The sequence below is a fragment of the Streptomyces sp. NPDC045955 genome, from assembly GCF_056430805.1.
In genome coordinates this window covers 151,505-171,514 of the sequence record NZ_JBWKKY010000005.1, presented here as the reverse complement: position 1 = coordinate 171,514, position 20,010 = coordinate 151,505, and the positions used below count along the sequence as shown (strand labels likewise).

The 20,010-nt window shown below is 71.8% G+C and carries 14 protein-coding genes; 8 read left to right on the top strand and 6 right to left on the bottom strand.

All coding sequences use genetic code 11. The features are described 5' to 3' along the window. Nucleotides 1-329 precede the first annotated feature (329 nt). On the top strand, nucleotides 330-2,165 hold the full coding sequence (locus tag AC07F0_RS12310) for a glycoside hydrolase family 3 protein (RefSeq protein WP_478977616.1): 1,836 nt from the start codon (nucleotides 330-332) through the stop codon (nucleotides 2,163-2,165). Between the two features lie 279 nt (nucleotides 2,166-2,444). Then, nucleotides 2,445-3,101, top strand: coding sequence for a hypothetical protein (locus AC07F0_RS12305; RefSeq protein ID WP_478977613.1), 657 nt, complete (start codon nucleotides 2,445-2,447; stop codon nucleotides 3,099-3,101). Between the two features lie 35 nt (nucleotides 3,102-3,136). Here the strand turns inward: AC07F0_RS12305 and AC07F0_RS12300 are convergent, their stop codons facing one another. The 3 genes from AC07F0_RS12300 to AC07F0_RS12290 all read right to left on the bottom strand — a co-directional run bounded on the left by AC07F0_RS12300 (nucleotide 3,137) and on the right by AC07F0_RS12290 (nucleotide 8,891). After that, nucleotides 3,137-4,573, bottom strand: coding sequence for a S28 family serine protease (locus AC07F0_RS12300; protein WP_478977610.1), 1,437 nt, complete (start codon nucleotides 4,571-4,573; stop codon nucleotides 3,137-3,139). A gap of 96 nt (nucleotides 4,574-4,669) precedes the next feature. Beyond that, a complete protein-coding gene (locus AC07F0_RS12295; protein ID WP_478977607.1) occupies nucleotides 4,670-5,062 on the bottom strand; it encodes a hypothetical protein in 393 nt (130 codons plus the stop codon). A 109-nt stretch (nucleotides 5,063-5,171) separates the two neighbouring features. Continuing rightward, nucleotides 5,172-8,891, bottom strand: a complete 3,720-nt coding sequence (locus AC07F0_RS12290) for an ABC transporter ATP-binding protein (RefSeq protein ID WP_478977604.1) — start codon at nucleotides 8,889-8,891, stop codon at nucleotides 5,172-5,174. A gap of 176 nt (nucleotides 8,892-9,067) precedes the next feature. On the opposite strand from AC07F0_RS12290, the gene AC07F0_RS12285 reads away from it, so the two are divergent. Further along, nucleotides 9,068-10,225, top strand: coding sequence for an acyl-CoA dehydrogenase family protein (locus AC07F0_RS12285; RefSeq protein WP_436730024.1), 1,158 nt, complete (start codon nucleotides 9,068-9,070; stop codon nucleotides 10,223-10,225). Between the two features lie 45 nt (nucleotides 10,226-10,270). Beyond that, nucleotides 10,271-11,158 carry an acyl-CoA thioesterase gene (locus AC07F0_RS12280; protein ID WP_478977601.1) on the top strand — a complete coding sequence of 296 codons (888 nt, stop codon included), beginning with the start codon at nucleotides 10,271-10,273 and terminating at the stop codon, nucleotides 11,156-11,158. Here the strand turns inward: AC07F0_RS12280 and AC07F0_RS12275 are convergent. Both AC07F0_RS12275 and AC07F0_RS12270 read right to left on the bottom strand, forming a co-directional pair. Continuing rightward, nucleotides 11,151-11,939 (bottom strand): phosphatase, encoded by a 789-nt coding sequence (locus AC07F0_RS12275; RefSeq protein ID WP_478977598.1) that lies wholly within the window; start codon nucleotides 11,937-11,939, stop codon nucleotides 11,151-11,153. The genes AC07F0_RS12280 and AC07F0_RS12275 overlap by 8 nt on opposite strands. Nucleotides 11,940-12,032: 93 nt before the next feature. After that, nucleotides 12,033-13,856, bottom strand: coding sequence for a PucR family transcriptional regulator ligand-binding domain-containing protein (locus tag AC07F0_RS12270; protein WP_478977595.1), 1,824 nt, complete (start codon nucleotides 13,854-13,856; stop codon nucleotides 12,033-12,035). 128 nt (nucleotides 13,857-13,984) lie between these two features. Here AC07F0_RS12270 and AC07F0_RS12265 point away from each other — a divergent pair, with 128 nt between their 5' ends. From AC07F0_RS12265 to AC07F0_RS12255, 3 genes are all read left to right on the top strand, one after another. Continuing rightward, nucleotides 13,985-15,448, top strand: a complete 1,464-nt coding sequence (locus tag AC07F0_RS12265) for a sodium:solute symporter family protein (protein WP_478977592.1) — start codon at nucleotides 13,985-13,987, stop codon at nucleotides 15,446-15,448. 76 nt (nucleotides 15,449-15,524) lie between these two features. Next, a complete protein-coding gene (speB, locus tag AC07F0_RS12260) occupies nucleotides 15,525-16,508 on the top strand; it encodes an agmatinase (RefSeq protein WP_020273332.1) in 984 nt (327 codons plus the stop codon). Beyond that, the gene (locus AC07F0_RS12255; RefSeq protein ID WP_478977589.1) at nucleotides 16,505-18,190 is read left to right on the top strand and encodes a thiamine pyrophosphate-binding protein; all 1,686 of its coding nucleotides are present in this window, start codon (nucleotides 16,505-16,507) and stop codon (nucleotides 18,188-18,190) included. Before speB ends, AC07F0_RS12255 begins: the two co-directional genes overlap by 4 nt. Before the next feature lie 30 nt (nucleotides 18,191-18,220). Here AC07F0_RS12255 and AC07F0_RS12250 read toward each other — a convergent pair whose 3' ends face one another. Then, entirely contained in the window at nucleotides 18,221-18,829 is a 609-nt protein-coding gene (locus tag AC07F0_RS12250; RefSeq protein ID WP_478977586.1) for a hypothetical protein, read from the bottom strand. Nucleotides 18,830-19,133: 304 nt separating this feature from the next. On the opposite strand from AC07F0_RS12250, the gene AC07F0_RS12245 reads away from it, so the two are divergent. After that, complete coding sequence (locus tag AC07F0_RS12245; protein WP_478977583.1) at nucleotides 19,134-19,985, top strand: serine hydrolase; 852 nt, start codon at nucleotides 19,134-19,136, stop codon at nucleotides 19,983-19,985. Nucleotides 19,986-20,010: the final 25 nt, after the last annotated feature.

The following is a 20,010-nucleotide window of genomic DNA, read 5'->3' as shown; positions in this document are numbered from 1 at the left end:
CCCCTGCTTCACCCGCGTACCGACTTCCGGAAATCCGGCCCGCGCCGGGAACCCGGCCCGGACTCCCGTCGTCCAATCGCAGGCCGCCGGAGAGTCACCACGGTGCGGTGTCGGCCCTCGCTGCTGGCTGCGATCGCTGACCACCCTCTCCGCCGTACCGCGGCCGGCGGCACCGCCGCCATCGGCGCGTCCCCCTCCAACCGCGCCGATGGCGGCCCCTGCGCGGTTAGTGTGCGTTCCCTTGACTGGCAGAAACTTCCCGGTTACTGGTGACCAGTTGGAAGTTTCCTTCAGCGGATCCCAGTGGATCACCTCCGGAAGGAGCGCACGTGCACGACACCGGCACGGGAAGCACGGGAAACACCGCACAGCCCTCCAGACGCACCGTCCTCGCCGCCACGGCCGGCGCCGCCACCGCCCTCGCGGCCGCCGGCCCTTCGTACGCCGCCATCGCCCCCGACGACAGGCGACTGCGCGCCCTCATCTCCCGCATGACGCTGGAGGAGAAGGTCGGCCAGCTCTTCGTGATGCGGGTGTACGGCCACTCCGCCACCGCCCCCGACCAGGCCGACATCGACGCCAACCTCAAGGAGATCGGGGTCCGTACGGCCGCCGAGCTCGTCGCGACGTACCGGGTCGGCGGCATCATCTACTTCGCCTGGGCGCACAACACCCGTGAGCCGCACCAGATCGCGGCTCTGTCCGACGGCATCCAGCGGGCCTCCCTGGAACTGCCGCGCGGGCTGCCCGTGCTCGTCTCCACCGACCAGGAGCACGGGATCGTCGCCCGCGTGGGCAGGCCCGCGACGCTGTTCCCGGGCGCCATGGCCGTCGGCGCGGGCGGGTCGCGGTCCGACGCCCGCAGCCTCGGGCGGATCGCGGGGCGGGAGCTGCGGGCGATGGGCATCCGGCAGGACTACTCGCCCGTGGCCGACGTGAACGTCAACCCGGCCAACCCGGTCATCGGCGTACGGTCCTTCGGCGCCGACCCGAAGGCGGTGGCCGCGCTGGTGGCCGCCGAGGTCGCCGGATACCAGGGGTCCGGGGTGGCCGCGACCGCCAAGCACTTCCCCGGGCACGGGGACACCAACGTCGACAGCCACACCGGCTTCCCGACCATCACGCACAGCCGGGAGCTGTGGGAGAAGCTGGACGCACCGCCGTTCCGGGCGGCGATCGCCGCGGGCATCGACTCGATCATGACGGCGCATCTGATGGTCCCGGCCCTGGACGACTCCGGCGACCCGGCCACCCTCTCGCGCCCGATCCTCACCGGCATCCTCCGCGAACGGCTCGGCTACGACGGGGTCGTGGTCACGGACTCCCTCGGCATGGAGGGGGTGCGGACCAAGTACGGCGACGACCGGGTGCCGGTGCTCGCGCTGAAGGCGGGCGTGGACCAGCTCCTCAACCCGCCGGACCTGGACCTCGCCTGGAACGCCGTCCTCGCGGCCGTGCGCAGCGGCGAGCTGACCGAGGCGCGGCTCGACGAGTCGGTCCTGCGGATCCTGCGGCTGAAGACGAAGCTGGGGCTGTTCCGCGCGCCGTACGTCGGCCAGGAGGGCGTCGACCGCGCCGTCGGCACCCGGGCGCACCTGGCGGCGGCCGACCGGATCGCCGAGCGGACGACCACCCTGCTCGTCAACGAGGGGCGGCTGCTGCCGCTGTCCCGGCGCCAGTACCCCAAGGTGCTGGTGGTCGGTGCCGATCCGGCCTCGCCGTCGGGGACGACCGGGCCGCCGACCGGGGTGCTCGCCGCCGCGCTGACCGGGCTCGGGTTCACCGCCACCGCCCTGTCGACCGGGACGGCCCCGTCCGCGGCGACCGTCGCCCGGGCGGTCGCGGCGGCGCGGGACGCGGACGCGGTGGTGGCGGCGACGTACAACGTCACGGCGGGCAGCGGTCAGAAGACGCTGGTCGAGCAGCTCGTTGCGACGGGGAGACCGGTCGTGGCGGTCGCGATCCGCAATCCCTACGACGTGGCCCAGCTGCCCTCCGTCCCGGCGTGCCTCGCGGCGTACTCCTGGACCGACGTCGAACTGCGGGCCGCCGCACGGGTGATCGCGGGACGGGTGACTCCCCGCGGGACACTCCCGGTGCCGGTGCAGCGGGCGGATGATCCGGAGCAGGTGCTGTACCCGATCGGATACGGGCTGACGTACTAGACGTACGCCACGGACCGGGCGCACCACCCCCAAGGTGCGCAAACCCTCCCAGGTGCCTGGCGTGCGCCCCTCGCGGCGGGCCACGCTGGGCCAGGGCCCTGCTGGGGGATCTCCGCAGGAGAAGGAGCGGCGTTCGGTGCGTGCGATCGGCGTGCGGTGCGGAGGGTGATGTGGCGGAGCCACCTGGCCCTCCGCACCGTGCGTCGAGCGCGCGTGCCGAGCGTCGCGACGCTGCGGAGATCCCCCAGCATGGCCCTTGGGCTCTTCTGGGGGACGGCAATGCGCGTGAGAAGTTCGGCGGGGGTGGTGTGGGGGCTGCTGATGCTGGTCGGTGTGTTGCTGACCGGGTGCCAGAGTCCCTCGGCGGGGGTCGCGCAGGACGGGCGGCTGGGCGGGCCGGAATCGGGGACCACCGCTGCCGGGTCGGCGCCGGTGACCCGGCCGTCCGGGTACGGGGCGGTGTTCCTCGCGGTCGACGAGTGCAGTTCGTTCGGCACGACGAGCTTCACCGAGGTGCCGTGCGCCGGTGAGCGGGCGGCGGCCCGGGTCGTGGCGCGGCACGACGGCACGGTCCGGGACGGGCCGCGCTGCCCGGCGACCACGGACTTCGTGCTGCACATCAGCGAGCAGCGGCCCGCCTCCGACGAGGACGGCGACGGGGCGGTGCCGCAGGGCTACGCCTGTATGCGCAACCTCCAGCCGCCGCACCCGGGCGACCCGGGCGGCGGGGGCGGACCACGCACCATCGTCGGCGACTGCGTCTACAGCTCCGGCGACGGGCAGGTCCGCGAGACCTCGTGCGACGGGAAGGGCCGGCACGAGCCGGAGTACCAGGTGACCGAGGCGGTCGCCCGTCGCGCCGACTGCCCCGTCTCGACCGCTCTGTATGTGCGGCTCGGGGGCGACCGGCCCGTGGGGTGCGCCCGGCCGCTGTGAGCAGCCGGGCGCGACGACACGGACGGGCACCGGCCCTACGGCCGCAGCGTCATCTCACGCTGTACGTCCCGCTTGTCGAGCTTGGCGTCGAACTTCGCCAGCGGCTTCGCCAGCTGCGGGTCGGCCTGCACCGAGCTGGTGGCGACACCGGCCCAGTCGAGGATGCGGGCGGTGGCCAGGGCCTTCTGCTCGGGCACGAGGCCCGCGACGTTGGCACCGTGGTTCATGCCGGGGGCGGTCATGACGTAGGAGTCCTTCGCGCCCTTGCCGACGCGGAAGGGCTCCGCGCCCCACGGGTCGTTCTGGCCGTAGACGAACAGCATCTGCCGGGCGTTGTGGCGGACCCAGGTGTCCACGTCCCGCATCGCCGACGGCTGGAACTTCATCGGGATGTCCCGGGGGACGAAATTGCGCGGCGGCTGGTAGCCGTAGCGGATGTGCTGCTTCTCGATGTGCGGGAACCGGATCGTCGGCGCGCCGAGCTGCGTGCCGGCCTGGTAGTAGTACGGCGTGTAGGTCGTCAGGCCCTGGTCGGCGTAGGCGGAGAAGCCGGAGATCGTGTCGACGGAGTTCCAGATCTCGTCGTCGGTGGCGTTCTTCGCGTCGGCCGGGATCTGGTCGCAGTCCTTCAGCAGGCTGTACTGCCAGAAGCCCCACACGTAGTCGAGGACGGTCGCCTCGTAGGCCCTGTCCAGGCTGCCGATGGTCTCGAAGGTGAGGTCGTTCTCCCGCGCGTAGGCCGCGTACTTCTTCTCCAGCGGCTCGCGGCGCACCAGCGCCTCGCGCTGCACGCCGTTCAGCCGGTCGCGGCACTCCTCGCTGCCGACGCGGGCGAAGAAGCGGTCGTAGGCGGAGTCCTCCTTGTTCACCACGTCGTTGGGGGCGACGTAGGCGACCACACCGTCCATGTCACGCGGGTAGAAGCGCTCGTAGTAGGTGGCGGTCATGCCGCCCTTCGAGCCGCCCGTGGAGATCCACTTCTTGCCGTAGATGCCCTTCAGCGCCTTGAAGACGCGGTGCTGGTCGCTGGCCGCCTGCCAGATGTCCAGCTTGGACCAGTCGGCCGGGGCGGGCCGGGACGGGGTGAAGAAGCGGTATTCCAGGGAGACCTGGTTGCCGTCCACGATCTGGGTCGGCTCGCTGCGGCGGGGCGTCGTGGAGACGTTGTAGCCGCTGGTGAAGAAGACCGTCGGGCGCGCGACGTCCTTGTGCAGCACGGTGATGCGCTGCTGGAACGTGCCCTTCGACGGCTTTCGGTGGTCGACCGGCTGGGTGTAGTTCAGGACGAAGAAGCGGTAGCCGGTGTACGGCTTCTCCTCGACCAGGCTCATGCCCGGTATGGCGAGCAGCCTTTCCTTGATGTCGGTGGTGCCGTCGGTGCCGGTGGCGTCGGCGGCGGTGGCCGCTCCCGCCGTGCCCAGTGTGCCTATGAGCACCGTGAGCGCCAGCAGCCATCTGAGCGCCTTGCGCATGCGCACTCCCCTGTGAGACAGATGTGCGCCGGAAGCTAGCGGACCAACTCCCCTCAGCGCCAGGGGACATGGGGATACCCCTCTATGCGCCGGGCGTCAGCACAGGATCCAGCCGGAGCTGACCGAGCCCTGCCCCACCCTGCCCTTCAGCCATACGCAGCGGCGTCCGGCGTGCACCATCACCGGGCCGGCGTGGTAGGCGAACCGGCCCTCGTCGACGACGGGGCGGTTGCCACGCGCCTGCACGCTCACCGACATCCTCCGCTTCACGCCGGGCTTCTTGGTGACCGTCACGGCGCAGACGTAGCCGCCGCGTTTGTAGACGAGCAGGGTTCCGGTGGAGAAGGGCAGGGTGCGGACCTTGCGGCCGGGACACGAGGCGGAGGCGGCGGCCTGCGCCTCGCCCGGCGCCGCGACCGCCAGCAGGCTGGAGGCGGTCAGCACGGCCAGGCCGAGCGCGAGCCGCCGGCGTATCGCTCCACTGTCCACTGTCGTCCTCCCGTACCGCGTCATGCGCGACCATCGGCGTACAGGTGTACGGACGCATGGCGTATGTCGGACGGTTGCACGAGCGTGACGAAAACGCCGGTCGCGGGCCTCACCGGGAGGCGCCGACCGGCTCCTCCGGCTCCGCGGCGCCGATGAACGTCCGCCACAGCTCGGCGTACCGCCCGCCGCGCGCGAGCAGCTCCTCGTGCGTGCCGTCCTCGGCGACCCGGCCGTGGTCCATGACGACGACCCGGTCGGCGCGGGCGGCAGTGGTGAGGCGGTGGGCCACGACGAGGGTGGTGCGGCGGCCGGCCAGGCGGTCGGTGGCCTGGTTGACCTGGGCCTCGGAGGCCAGGTCGAGGGCGGCCGTCGCCTCGTCGAGCAGCAGGACGTCCGGGTCGACCAGCTCGGCGCGGGCCAGGGCGATGAGCTGGCGCTGTCCGGCGGAGAGGTTGCGGCCGCGTTCGGCGACCTCGTGGAGGTAGCCGCCCTCCAGGGTGGCGATCATCTCGTGTGCGCCGACCGCGCGGGCCGCCGCCTCGACCTCGGCGTCGGTGGCGTCGGGGCGGCCGTAGGCGATGGCGTCGCGGACGGTGCCCTGGAAGAGGTACGCCTCCTGCGGGACGACCCCCAGACGGTGCCGGTACGAGGTGAGGTCGAGGGCGCGCAGGTCGGTGCCGTCGACGGTGACCCGGCCGCCGGTGGGGTCGTAGAAGCGGGCCACGAGCTTGACCAGGGTCGACTTGCCCGCGCCGGTCTCGCCGACGAACGCGACGGTCTGCCCGGCCGGGATGCGCAGGTCGACCCCGCCGAGGGCCTCTTCGTCGTCACCGTAAGCGAAGTGCACGTCCTCGAAGGCGATGTCGCCGCGCAGGGACAGCACTTCGCGGGGTTCGTCGGCGGACTTCGTCGACGTCGGCTCCTGGAGCAGCTCCTGGATGCGGCCCAGCGAGACGGTCGCCTGCTGGTAGCCGTCGAAGACCTGGGAGAGCTGCTGCACGGGCGCGAAGAACAGGTCGATGTAGAGCAGGTACGCCACCAGCGAACCGATCGCCAGCGTCCCGTCGTCGACCCGCGCGCCGCCCACGATCAGCACGGCCGCGGCCGCCACCGACGACAGGAACTGCACGAAGGGGAAGTACACGGAGATCAGCCACTGGCCCCGGATGCGCGCCTGGCGGTAGCTGTCGCTGTGCCCGGCGAACCTCAGCCCGCCGTCCCGCTCGCGCCGGAAGGCCTGCACGATCCGCAGTCCGGACACCGACTCCTGGAGGTCGGCGTTGACCACGGAGACGCGTTCGCGGGCCAGTTCGTACGCCTTCACGCTCGCCCGGCGGAAGAAGTACGTGGCGATGATCAGCGGCGGCAGTGTCGCGAAGACGACCAGTGCCAGCTCCACGTCGAGCACCAGCAGGGCGACCATGATGCCGAAGAAGGTGACGACCGAGACGAAGGCGGTGACCAGGCCCGTCTGGAGGAACGTCGACAGCGCGTCGACGTCGGTCGTCATCCGGGTCATGATCCGGCCGGTCAGCTCCCGCTCGTAGTAGTCGAGCCCGAGGCGCTGGAGCTGGGCGAAGATCTTCAGCCGCAGTGAGTAGAGGACGCGTTCGCCGGTGCGGCCGGTCATGCGGGTCTCGCCGACCTGGGCCGCCCACTGCACGGCCACCGTCAGCAGCGCGAGCAGCGACGCGGCCCACACGGCGCCGAGCGCGGCCTGGGTGACACCCGAGTCGATGCCGTGCCGGATCATGATCGGCAGCAGCAGGCCCATGCCCGCGTCGACGGCGACCAGCCCGAGGCTGACCAGGAGCGGCAGTCCGAAGCCGCGCAGCAGCCGGCGCAGGCCGTAGGACTCCTCCGGCTGGACGGCCCGCAACTCGTCGACGTCGGGGACGTCGGTGGCCGGGGGCAGCGCCTCCACCTGGGCGAGCAGCTCGGGCGTGGCCGGGCTCTCGGCGAGGGCGATGTCCTTGCGTTCGCGGTCGCCGCTCCACAGCCGTGGGGTGACCCCGCGCTCGGCGTCGAACTCGGCGTCCAGCTCGTCCCGGACGGAGGTGTCCTCCTGGGGGCAGGCCGGCTGGGTGTGGCCCGGGGAGACCCCGCCCAGCTCGTCGGGGTCGGTGAGCAGGCGCCGGTAGAGGGGGGAGCGCTGCTGGAGTTCGTCGTGGGTGCCGATGTCGGCGAGCCGGCCGCCGTCCAGGACGGCGATGCGGTCGGCGAGGTTCAGGGTGGAGCGGCGGTGGGCGATCAGCAGGGTGGTGCGGCCCCGCATGACCTCCTTCAGGGCCTCGTGGATCTCGTGCTCGACCCGGGCGTCCACGGCGGAGGTGGCGTCGTCCAGGACCAGCAGGCGCGGGTCGCTGAGGATGGCGCGGGCGAGGGCGACGCGCTGACGCTGGCCGCCGGAGAGGGTCAGGCCGTGCTCGCCGACGGTGGTGTCGTAGCCGTCGGGCAGTTCGCTGATGAACCGGTCGGCCTGGGCGGCGCGGGCGGCCTGCTCGATCTCCTCCTGGGTGGCGTCCGGGCGGCCGTAGGCGATGTTGTTGCGGACGGTGTCGGAGAAGAGGAAGGAGTCCTCCGGGACCAGCCCGATCGCGGCCCGCAGCGATTCCAGGGTCAGTTCGCGTACGTCGTGGCCGCCGACGAGGACGGCACCGCAGGTGACGTCGTAGAAGCGTGGCAGCAGCAGGGAGACCGTGGACTTGCCGGAGCCGGAGGAGCCGACGACGGCGAGGGTCTCGCCGGGGCGGATCTCGAAGGAGAGCCCGTCGAGGACGGGGCGGTCTTCGTCGTAGCCGAAGGAGACGTCGTCGAACTCGACGGTCGCGGGGGCGTCGGCGGGCAGGTCCTTGCGGCCGTCCTCGTAAGACGGCTCGGTGTCGATCAGCTCCAGGACGCGTTCGGTGCCCGCGCGGGCCTGCTGGCCGACGGTGAGCACCACGGCGAGCATGCGGACCGGGCCGACGAGCTGGGCGAGGTAGGTGGAGAAGGCGACGAACGTGCCGAGCGTGATGTGCCCGCCCACCGCGAGCCAGCCGCCGAGCGCCAGCATCGCGACCTGGCCGAGGGCGGGGACGGCCTGGAGGGCCGGGGTGTAGACGGAGTTCAGGCGGATGGTGCGCAGTCGCCCGGCGAAGAGGCGGCGGCTGACGTCCCTGAGCTTGCCGGTCTCCTGGTCCTCCTGCCCGAAGCCCTTCACCACACGGACCCCGCTGACGGCGCCGTCGACCACGCCGGCGACGGCGGCGGCCTGCGCCTGGGCGTACCAGGTGGAGGGGTGCAGCCGGGTGCGGCTGCGCTTGGCGATCCACCACAGGGCGGGGGCGACGGCCAGGGCGACGAGGGTCAGCGGCAGCGACAGCGACGCCATGATCCCCAGGGAGATCAGGAACAGCAGGACGTTCCCGATGGTCATCGGGAGCATGAACAGCAGGCCCTGGATCAGCTGGAGGTCACTGGTGGCCCGGCCGACGACCTGGCCGGTGGACAGCTCGTCCTGGCGGCGGCCGTCGAGCCGGGTGATCGTGCCGTACATCTCCGTCCGCAGGTCGTGCTGGACGTCGAGGGCGAGGCGGCCGCCGTAGTAGCGGCGGACGTAGGTGAGGACGTAGACGACCAGTGCGGCGGCGATGAGGAGGCCGGCCCAGGTGGTCATCGAGCGGGTGTGGTCGCTGACGACGTCGTCGATGATCACCTTGGTGATCAGCGGGACGAGGGCCATGACCGCCATGCCGGCCAGGGAGGAGCCGAGGGCGAGTACGACATCCTTCGGGTGGCGCCATGCATAGGCCCACAGTCGTCGTGCCCATCCCCGTTGCGGTGTCACGCGGGTGCCCTCCGATCGTCCTGGTCTGCCGGAAGGCACCAACGCCGTGGGACGCTGTTTTCATCCCGCGGCGTGACGAGCGTTACCCCGCCCCCACCCTGGACGGTCGTTGATACTCGCCGGTATCTTTGTCTGAGCAAGCGCTTAGACATACCGAGGTCCCTGGAGGTGGCGGCGTGCGCCGTACGGTGTTCAACGAGGATCACGAGGCGTTCCGGGAGACCATCCGCGCCTTCATCGAGGCCGAGGTCGTACCGGTGTACGACGAGTGGTTCGCGGCGGGCCAGGCACCCCGCGACTTCTACTACAAGCTCGGTGAGCTGGGCATCTTCGGGATCAACGTCCCCGAGGAGTTCGGCGGCGCGGGCCTGGAGAGCCACAAGTTCGAGGCCGTCCTCTACGAGGAGACCGCTCGCGCGGGCGTCCAGTTCGGCGGCTCCGGTGTGCACGTGCTGCTCGCCCTGCCCTACATCAAGATGCTCGCCACCGACGAGCAGAAGAAGCGGTTCCTGCCGAAGTTCGTCACCGGCGAGGAGATGTGGGCCATCGCGATGACGGAGCCGGGCACCGGTTCCGACCTCGCGGGCATGAAGTCCACCGCCAAGCTGAGCGAGGACGGCACGCACTACGTCCTCAACGGCGCCAAGACCTTCATCACCGGCGGTGTGCACGCCGACCGTGTGATCGTCTGCGCCCGGACCGCCGCCCCGACCGCCGAGGACCGCCGCCACGGCATCTCCCTCTTCGCCGTCGACACCAAGTCCGAGGGCTACTCGGTCGGCCGCAAGCTCGACAAGCTCGGCCTGAAGACCTCCGACACCGCCGAGCTGGCGTTCGTCGACGTCAAGGTGCCCGTCGAGGACCTCCTCGGCGAGGAGAACAAGGGCTTCTACTACCTCGGCCACAACCTCGCCTCCGAGCGCTGGGGCATCGCCTTCGGCGCCTACGCCCAGGCCAAGGCCGCCGTCCGGTTCGCCAAGCAGTACGTGCAGGAGCGCACGGTCTTCGGCAAGCCCGTCGCCCACTTCCAGAACACCAAGTTCGAGCTGGCCGCCTGCCAGGCGGAGGTGGACGCGGCCGAGGCCGTCGCCGACCGCGCGACCGAGGCCCTCGACGCCGGTGAGCTCACCCCCGCCGAGGCCGCCTCCGCGAAGCTGTTCTGCACCGAGGTCGCCCACCGCGTCATCGACCGCTGCCTCCAGCTGCACGGCGGCTACGGCTACATGAACGAGTACCCGATCGCCCGCCTGTACGCGGACAACCGCGTCAACCGCATCTACGGCGGCACCAGCGAGATCATGAAGTCGATCATCGCCAAGGACATGGGCCTGTAAGGCCCCCGACACCGGTACGCGATCACTGGCCGGTACAACTACCCCATGAGTCAGGCACTACAGGACCTCCTCGATCTGCTCGACCTGGAGCAGATCGAGGAGAACATCTTCCGCGGCCGGTCCCGGTCCGCCGTCGTCCCCCGGGTCTTCGGCGGGCAGGTCGCGGCCCAGGCGCTCGTCGCCGCCGGGCGCACGGTCCCCGGGGACCGGCCCGCGCACTCCCTCCACGCGTACTTCCTGCGCCCCGGCGATCCCGGCGCGCCCATCGTCTACACCGTCGACCGGATCCGCGACGGCCGCTCCTTCACCACCCGCCGGGTGGTCGCCGTCCAGCACGGCAAGCCGATCTTCCACCTCTCGGCGTCGTTCCAGCTGTACGAGGACGGGCTGGACCACCAGCAGCGCATGCCGGACGCGCCCGATCCCGCCACGCTGCCCACCGGTGAGGAGCGGCTGCGCGGATACGACCATCTCGACCCCGAGGTCGTGGACAGGTTCCTGGAGGCCCGGGCCGCCGTCGATCTGCGCTACGTCGACGAGCCGCCGTACGGGAAGTTCGGCGAGCCGCGCGAGCCGCACTCCCAGGTGTGGTTCCGCACGAACGGCAAGCTCGCCGACGATCCACTGCTGCACGTCGTCCTCGCCACCTACGTCTCCGACATGACGCTCCTCGACTCCGTGCTGCTCGCGCACGGGCGGGGCGGCTGGGCCGTCGGGGACGTCGTCGGCGCCTCCCTCGACCACGCGATGTGGTTCCACCGGCCGTTCCGCGCCGACGAGTGGCTGCTCTACGACCAGGAGTCCCCGTCCGCGTACGGCGGCCGGGGACTGGGACAGGCCCGCATCTACACGCAGGACGGGCAGCTGGCCATCACGGTGATCCAGGAGGGCGTGGTCCGCGTCCCGCGCGAGCGGGGCCAGGGGCCTAGCTGAGGCCCGCCTCCGCCAGCAGATACGCGGTCATCGGGTCGTAGTGGCGGGGGCTGACCACGTGGTCGTCGAGGGGCACCGTCACCTGCACGGTGCCCTCGGCCTCGGCGATGAACAGGGCCGGGTCGTTGCAGTCGGCGTAGCCGACGGAGTCCACGCCGTGCTGTCCCGCGTAGCCCGCCCAGCCGTGGTCGGCGACGACCAGGTCGGGCAGCGGGCGGCCCTCGCGCTCCATGGCCGTCAGGATCGCCTTCATCGGTTCGCCCGAGTGGGTGTGCCACAGGGTGGCGCCGTGCTCCAGCACCGCCACGTCCGCGAACTGCATGACGTAGCCCTCCTCCGTCGTCAGCCCCTCCGGGATGACGACGATCTCGCAGCCGGCCGCGCGCAGGGCGGATGCGGTCGCGCGGTGCACGTCGAGCAGGCCGCCGGGGTGGCCGGTGGCGAACAGCACCCGCTGCTGCCCGTCCGCCGCCTTGCGCAGCCGCCCGGCGAGCCGGTCCAGGGCCGCGACGGTCAGCTCCGGGTCGATCGTGTCCTGGCCGTACCGGTGCTCCGGGTCGTCGTTCACGCCGACCCGTTCCGCCATCACCGCGAGGACGTCCTGCTCGTCGCTCCAGCGGTCGCCGAGTTCCAGGCCGAGCCAGTAGTGACGGTCGGCGTTCGCCAGCTTGCGGTAGTGGGAGAGGTTGTTCTCGCGGGGGGTGGCGACGTCGCCCGCGATGCGCGTCCTGACGAGGTGGTCGACGAGTTCGGCGCGGCTGGGTGTCCCGGGTATCGGCATGGCTCCCATTGTGAGGCAGCCGACTGTGGGCGGCCCTGGCGTATCGCACGCTGGGATGTGCGTCACGTACTCAGCGGGACCCCGCTCACGTACTCAGATCTGCCGCAGCGCGAACCAGAGTTCCATGCGGACGTCCGGGTCGTCGAGGTCCGCCTCCAGCAGGGCCGCGCACCGGGCGATGCGCTGCCGCACGGTGTTGCGGTGCACGGACAGGGCGACGGCCGTGCGGTCCCAACTGCCGTGCAGGGACAGCCAGGTGCGCAGGGTCTCGGGGAGCGCGGGGTGGGCCGTGACGGGCGCGAGCAGGGTGCGGGCGTGAGCCGCCGCCTCGCCGGGCGGCACCAGGTCGGCGAGGGCCGGGCGCGGGCCGTGCCGGAGCAGCGGGGCGCGGGTGGCGCGGGCCCGGGCCAGGGCTCGGGCCGCCTGGGTGTCGGCGGCGGGCCAGTCCTTGGGGGTGACGTCGGCGCTGACGCCCAGGGTCCAGCCGGGCAGCGGCTCCGGTGCCCGGCCGGCCGGGACCAGGACCCGTACGACGTCGCCCGCCGTGTCGACCAGGGCGGACCCGAGCGCCGCACCCAGCGCGGAGGCCGCGACGGCGTCGGGTACGCCCTCCCCGTCGGGACGGGCGTGCACGACGACCCACCGCCGCCCGTCACCGAGCAGCGGCGCGACGTCCTCGGGCGCGGCCCCCAGCAGCAGCCGCACCAGCGCGGAGGAACGAGCGGCACCGGTGCCGCTCTGCTGCTCCCCGGTGAGGAGGGCCAGCAGCACGGCGGCGACGGACACGATGGTGTGGTCCCCCGGCGCGCGCCCCGGGACGGCCACCCCGAGCACGAAACCGCGCCCGGCACCGAGGGCGTAGGCGGCGAGATGCGTACCGGAGACGGTGTCGGTGGCGGAGGTGGGGTGAGGGCGGCTGGGGGCAGAGTGAGTCGGGGGCTGGGGTGAGGGCGAGGGTCGGCCGGCTGGTTGAGGCTGGGGGCGGCCTGCGTCGGCGGCCTCGCCCTGCCGCGGTGCCGGTCCGTACGTGTGCGGCGCCCTGCCCGGCTGCGCAGTCCCCGCCGGAGGCCGCGCGCCGGGCGCGTCCGCCGATCGCACCACCCCGGACCCGCCTTCGCCGGACCCGCCCGGCCGTCCGGTCCCGGCAGGCCCGCGCGGCTGTATCGCCCCGCCTGCCCGCGGGGTCTCGGCCGGAGGCCGCGCGCCCGGGGTGGGCGCCGGCCGCCCAGCCCCCGCACTCGGCGTGCCGGCGGGCAGTCCACTCCCCGCCTCCGCCGGCCGCACCACCCCCGCCAGCTCCGCCAGCGCCGAGCCCACCTCCGCCCCGGGCTCGCGGCCCGCCCCCGCGATCTCCGCCCCCTCCGGCCCGTACAGCACCGCCCAGCCCCCCAGCCGCTGTGCGAGCTGCCGCAGGACCGACGGGACCGGGTCGGGGCGGGAGGCGGCCGAGGCGAGGCTCTGCTGGGCCTCCGTGACGCGGCGGAGTTCGGCCAGGCGGGCCTGGGCCATCAGCTGCCAGACCGCGCGGGCCACGCCCGAGAAGGTGGTCTGCGGCGGCACCTCAAGCAGCGGCAGGCCGTACCTCTCGCACGCGGCGACCAGCGCCCTCGGCACCGTGTCGTGCACCGGCGCCACCCCGAAGCCGAGGGCCGCGCCGCCCGCCGCCACGATCCGGGCCACGTAGTCGTCGAAGTACGTGCCCGACCCCGCCGCCTCCGGGATGTGCACACCCGCCGTGAGCAGCAGTTCCCCGCCCAGCAGATACGGATACGGGTCGGCCATCTCCGAGGTGTGCACCCAGTGGACGGCGGTGCCGGGGTCGTCCGGGCCGGCGATCCGGCGCAAGGCCAGGTCCTCGCGGGCCAGGAGAGCGGACAGCGGCACGGGGGGCGTGGGGGGAACCGTCGAATCCGGCATGTGTGCGTTTCCTCCAGCCAGCGCCTCTCCAGTGGATGAAACGTACACTTCGCAGTCGCTTTCCGGCCACCTAGGGTCAGTGCTCGTCAACCTCGTCCCCACGACCGAGCGTGTGCGAAGGAGGCCCCATGGCCGTCGACTACCTCGTGATCGTCGTCTACCTGGCCGGGATGCTCGCCATGGGCTGGTGGGGCATGCGCCGCGCCCGCTCCAAGAGCGAGTTCCTGGTGGCCGGCCGCCGCCTCGGCCCGGCCATGTACTCCGGCACCATGGCGGCGATCGTCCTCGGCGGCGCCTCCACCATCGGCGGCGTGGGCCTCGGCTACCAGTACGGCCTCTCGGGCGCCTGGATGGTCTTCACCATCGGCCTCGGCCTGCTCGTCCTCTCCGTCTTCTTCTCCGCCCGCATCGCCCGGCTGAAGGTCTACACCGTCTCCGAGATGCTCGACCTGCGCTACGGGGGCGGCCGGGCCGGCATCATCTCCGGGGTCGTGATGTGGGCGTACACCCTCATGCTCGCGGTGACCTCGACCATCGCCTACGCCACGATCTTCGACGTCCTGTTCGACATGAACCGCACGCTCGCGATCGTCCTCGGCGGCTCGATCGTCGTCGCGTACTCCACCCTCGGCGGGATGTGGTCGATCACCCTGACGGACATGGTGCAGTTCGTCGTGAAGACCATCGGCGTGCTGCTCCTGCTGCTGCCGATCGCCGTCGTGAAGGCGGGCGGGTTCGCCGAGATGAAGTCCCAGCTGCCCACCGGCTACTTCGACCCGCTCGGCATCGGCGGCGAGACGATCTTCACCTACGTGCTGATCTACACCTTCGGCATGCTCATCGGGCAGGACATCTGGCAGCGCGTGTTCACCGCCCGCAGCGACCGGACCGCCCAGTGGGGCGGGACGATCGCCGGCACCTACTGCCTCGCGTACGCCCTCGCCGGTGCCGTCATCGGTACGGCGGCCAAGGTGCTGTACCCGAAGCTCGGCAGCGCGGACGACGCCTTCGCCACCATCGTGAAGGACGAACTGCCCGTCGGAGTGCGGGGACTGGTGCTCGCCGCCGCCCTGGCCGCCGTGATGTCGACCTCCTCCGGCGCGCTGATCGCCTGCGCCACCGTCGCCAACAACGACATCTGGTCCCGGCTGCGGGGGCTCGGCGAGGCGCCCTCCGGCGACCATGACGAGGTGCGGGGCAACCGCGCCTTCATCCTGCTCATGGGGATCGCCGTCATCGGCACGGCCATCGCCATCGACGACGTCGTGCAGGCGCTGACCGTCGCCTACAACCTGCTCGTCGGCGGACTGCTCGTGCCGATCCTCGGCGGGCTGGCGTGGAAGCGGGGCACGGTGTACGGCGCCCTCGCCTCCGTCGTGGTCGGCGGACTCTCGGTGATCGTGCTGATGGCGACGCACGGCATCCTCGCCAACGAGCCCGTCTACTACGGCCTGCTCGCCTCGCTCGCCGCGTACGTGGTCGTCTCCCTGGCCACTCCCGCCACCGACGCCGCCGTCCTCGCCGCCTGGCGCGAGCGGCTCGCCGGACGGTCCCCCGAACTCCCGTCCGAACCGGTCACGGCTCCCCAGTAGAGTCGTAGAACAGCCCGTACATAGCACCACATAGCAGTACATACGCGATGAAGCGTAGGAGAGAAGGCATTTCCTCATGAGCAGCAACGAGACTCCCCGCGGGCCCGTCGACTCGTCCCGCGTGCCGCGGTACGCCGGTCCCGCGACCTTCGCCCGGCTGCCCCGGCTCGACGAGGTCGGCGGACGGGCCGATGTCGCCGTGGTGGGCGTGCCGTTCGACTCGGGTGTCTCCTACCGGCCGGGCGCCCGCTTCGGCGGCAACGCGATCCGTGAGGCGTCCCGGCTGCTGCGCCCGTACAACCCGGCGCAGGACGCCTCCCCGTTCGCCCTCGCCCAGGTCGCGGACGGCGGCGACATCGCCGTGAACCCGTTCAACATCAACGAGGCCGTCGAGACGGTCGAGGCCGCCGCGGACGACCTGCTCGGCACGGGCGCCCGTCTGATGACCCTCGGCGGCGACCACACCATCGCGCTGCCCCTGCTGCGCTCGGTGGCGAAGAAGCACGGCCCGGTGGCCCTGCTGCACTTCGACGCCCACCTCGACACCTGGGACACCTACTTCGGCGCCGAGTACACGCACGGCACCCCGTTCCGCCGTGCGGTCGAGGAGGGCATCCTCGACACCTCCGCCCTGTCCCACGTGGGCACGCGCGGTCCGCTCTACGGCAAGCAGGACCTGACCGACGACGAGAAGATGGGCTTCGGCATCGTCACCTCGGCGGACGTCTACCGGCGCGGTGCCGACGAGGTCGCCGACCAGCTCCGCCAGCGCATCGGCGACCGGCCGCTGTACATCTCCATCGACATCGACTGCCTCGACCCGGCCCACGCGCCCGGCACGGGCACACCCGAGGCCGGCGGCATGACCTCGCGCGAACTGCTGGAGATCCTGCGCGGGCTGGCGTCCTGCAACCTGGTCTCCGCGGACGTCGTCGAGGTGGCCCCCGCGTACGATCACGCGGAGATCACGTCGGTGGCCGCGTCCCACACGGCGTACGAACTGACCACGATCATGTCGCGCCAGATCGCCGCGGCCCGGAAGGACTCGGAAGCGCAGTGACTCACGACCACGACCTGGTGCTCCGCCCGACGCCCGCCCAGACGGAGGCCGCCCTGAACCCTCCCCCCGGCCGCACCGGCGGAGACCTGGTCGTGGAGACGCTGGCCGGGCTGGGCGCCACGACCGTCTTCGGCCTGCCCGGCCAGCACGCCCTCGGCATGTTCGACGCGCTGCGCCGCTCGGACCTCAGGTACGTCGGCCTGCGGGTGGAGAACAACGCCGGGTTCGCGGCGGACGCGTACGGCCGGATCACAGGCGAGGCTGCGCCGCTGTTGCTGTCGACGGGGCCGGGAGCGCTGACCTCGCTGGCGGCGCTCCAGGAAGCGGCCGCGGCCAGCGCCCCCGTCCTGGCGATCAGCAGCCAGGTCCCGACGGCGGGGCTCGGCGGCGGCCGTCACGGCTATCTGCATGAACTGCCCGACCAGGCGGCCTCGTTCCGGGGCGTGGTGAAGTCGGTCCACACCGTCCGCACCCCGTCGCAGATCCCGTCCGCCATCGAGGCGGCCTGGACGTCGGCGCTGAGCGCCCCGCACGGGCCGGTGTGGGTGGAGATCCCGCAGGACGTGCTGCTCGCCGAGACGGTGATCCCGGTGGTGACCGGCGGCGACGCCTTCCCCGAGGAGCTGCCGCCGCGCCCGGAACTGACCGCCGTGGCCGCCGACCTGCTGTCGAAGGCGGTCCGCCCGGCGATCATCGCGGGCGGCGGAGTGGTCCGGGCCGACGCGTCGAAGAAGCTGCGTCAGCTGGCCGAGACGCTCCAGGCACCGGTCGTCACGACGCCGGGCGGCAAGGGCGCGTTCCCCTGGACGCACCCGCTGTCGCTCCAGTCCTGGATCGAGGACCGCCACACCACGGACTTCCTGGAGGACGCGGACGTACTCCTCGTCGTCGGCTCGGGACTCGGCGAACTCTCCTCCAATTACCACACGTTCAAGCCGCGCGGCCGGATCATCCAGATCGAGGCCGACCTCGGCAAGCTGGAGTCCAACCACCCCGCCCTCGGCATCCACGCGGACGCCCGCCTCGCGTTGCAGGCGCTGCTGGAGACGGTCTCCGAGCGGCAGGACCCGACGGCACCGGAGCGCGTGCGCGCACTCCTCGCGAAGGTCGCCGAGCGCATCGCCGCCCAGGACCTCACCCTGGAGCAAGAGGTGCTGGCGTCCGTCCGCCGGGCCCTCCCCGCCGGCTCCCCGTCCTTCTGGGACATGACGATCCTCGCGTACTGGGCCTGGTCGGCCTTCGACGCCAAGGGCCCCAACCACATGCACTCCGCCCAGGGCGCGGGTGGCCTCGGCTACGCCTTCCCGGCGGCGCTCGGCGCGGCGGTGGCCGACCCGACCCGGCCGGTCCTCGCCATCTCCGGTGACGGCGGCGCCCTGTACTCGATCGCCGAGCTGGCGACGGCCCGCCAGTACGGACTGAACGTCACCTGGCTGATCGTCGACGACGGCGGCTACGGCATCCTGCGCGAGTACATGACCGACGCGTTCGGCGAGGCGACGGCGACGGAGCTGACCCGGCCGGACTACGTGGCACTGGCGCAGTCCTTCGGCGTCCCCGGGGTCCGTACGACCCCGGAGAACCTGGAGCAGGACCTCGCGAAACAACTCGCGTCGCCGGGGCCCTCGGTGGTCCTGCTCCCGGCCGTGCTGCGGATGTTCGCACCGACGCATCTGGACTGAGCGCCGGCCAGCCGCTACGGGAGCGATTCCCTACAGGCCGTCGCGGACCATCGCGGCGACGATGTGGACGTGGCGGTCCGCGGCCGTGTTCGACCACTCGTTGTCGTAGTTCAGGCCGTAGGGCCAGAAGTGGCCGCCGCCCGTGGAGATCTTCGCACTGGAGCCGTCGTACTGCTTGACCAGCGCGGTCGCCTGTCCGCCGGTCCAGGTGCCGCTGCCGCCGAGGCGGGACCAGCCCGAGCTGGTGCCCACGCCGATGGTGTGGGCGATCTCGTGCAGGGCCGTCCGCTCGTTCATGTAGCTGCGGTTGCTGCCGAAGCGGATGGTCCCGTTGATGTTGCCGTCGGCGGTGGGGACGCCCGGCTCGTAGCGGACCGTGATGGTCTTGCCCAGGTCACTGAGGTTGTTGTAGCGGGCCACCGCCGCGTTCATGGCGCGGGTGATGGCGTCGTAGGCGGTGCGCTGGTCCTCGGTGGGGTTGTTCGCCCGCACGAGGGACCAGGTGATGGTGGCCGCGGCGGCGCGTTCACGGGCGGGGGCGGGTTGGGACGCGGTCTGGGGGGTGACGGCCTGGGCGATGCCCGGGCCGGTCAGGAGCGCGGCCGTCAGGGCGGCTATGAGGGCCTTGCGTGGGCTCATTGAGGATCCTCCTGTGGGGGGCCGTCGAAAGCTTGCGAAACTTCGTACGACGTTCGGGATCTCGGACAGCGGAAGCCAAATCCCTTCACCAGTGCGGTAGTTGGCGCGCTGCCGACCGCAAGTATCCCGGCGGGAAAGGCGGCGTCAAGAGTTTCAGCAGGAGCCCGTGGAACGGCCCTGGCTTGTGGCCGCTGTGACGAAGATGGCCCCATCCTGTGAAGCCACCCCAGCGCCGGATAACAACTCGCACAAGTCTTCGCCAATCGCTACAACCTTTGCCCCCTCCTGTTGAGTCATGGGGTGCATGACTTCTGGGACATCCCGCCGCGCGAGAGCGCTCGCGGCGGCCGTGGGTACGGGTGTGCTCGTGCCGCTCGTCGCCGCCGCCACGCCCGCAGCCGCCGCCACGCCGGCCGTGACCTGTACGTCCGCCAGGGCCGGACTGGCCGCCAAGCTGCAGCAGGACATCACCGCCGCGCTGGCCACCCGCAAGGGCACCGTCGCCGTCGGCCTCTACGACCGCAGCACCAACACGACGTGCACCCTGCGCGCGAGTTCCGCCTACGACTCGGCCAGCGTCGTCAAGGTCACCGTCCTCGCCACGCTGCTGTGGGACGCGAAGAAGCACAACCGGTATCTCACCGACCGCGAGAACACCCTCGCCAAAGCCATGATCACCAAGTCGGACAACGCCGCGACCTCCACCCTGTGGAAGCAGCTCGGCATGACGAAGATCAAGGGCTTCCTCACCGCCGCCGGCATGACCCAGACCAAGCCCGGCGCGAACGGCTACTGGGGCCTGACGCAGATCACCGTCACCGACGAGCAGAAGCTGCTCAAGCTCCTCACCGCCAAGAACACGGTCCTGAGCGACAACTCCCGCGCCTACATCCTCACGTTGATGGGGCAGGTCGTCTCGTCCCAGCGCTGGGGCACGCCGTACGGAGTGCCGTCCGGCGTCACCGTGGCCGTGAAGAACGGCTGGCTGCAACGCTCCACGTACGGCTGGCGGGTGCACAGCGTCGGCGCGTTCAAGGGCGGCGGCCACGACTACATGATGACCGTGCTCACCCACGGCAACAGCACCATGAACTACGGCATCGCGACCATCCAGGCCGTGGCCAAGGTCATCCACAAGGACCTGGCCGCGAGCTGACCGTTCATCACGCGTCCTACCCGGC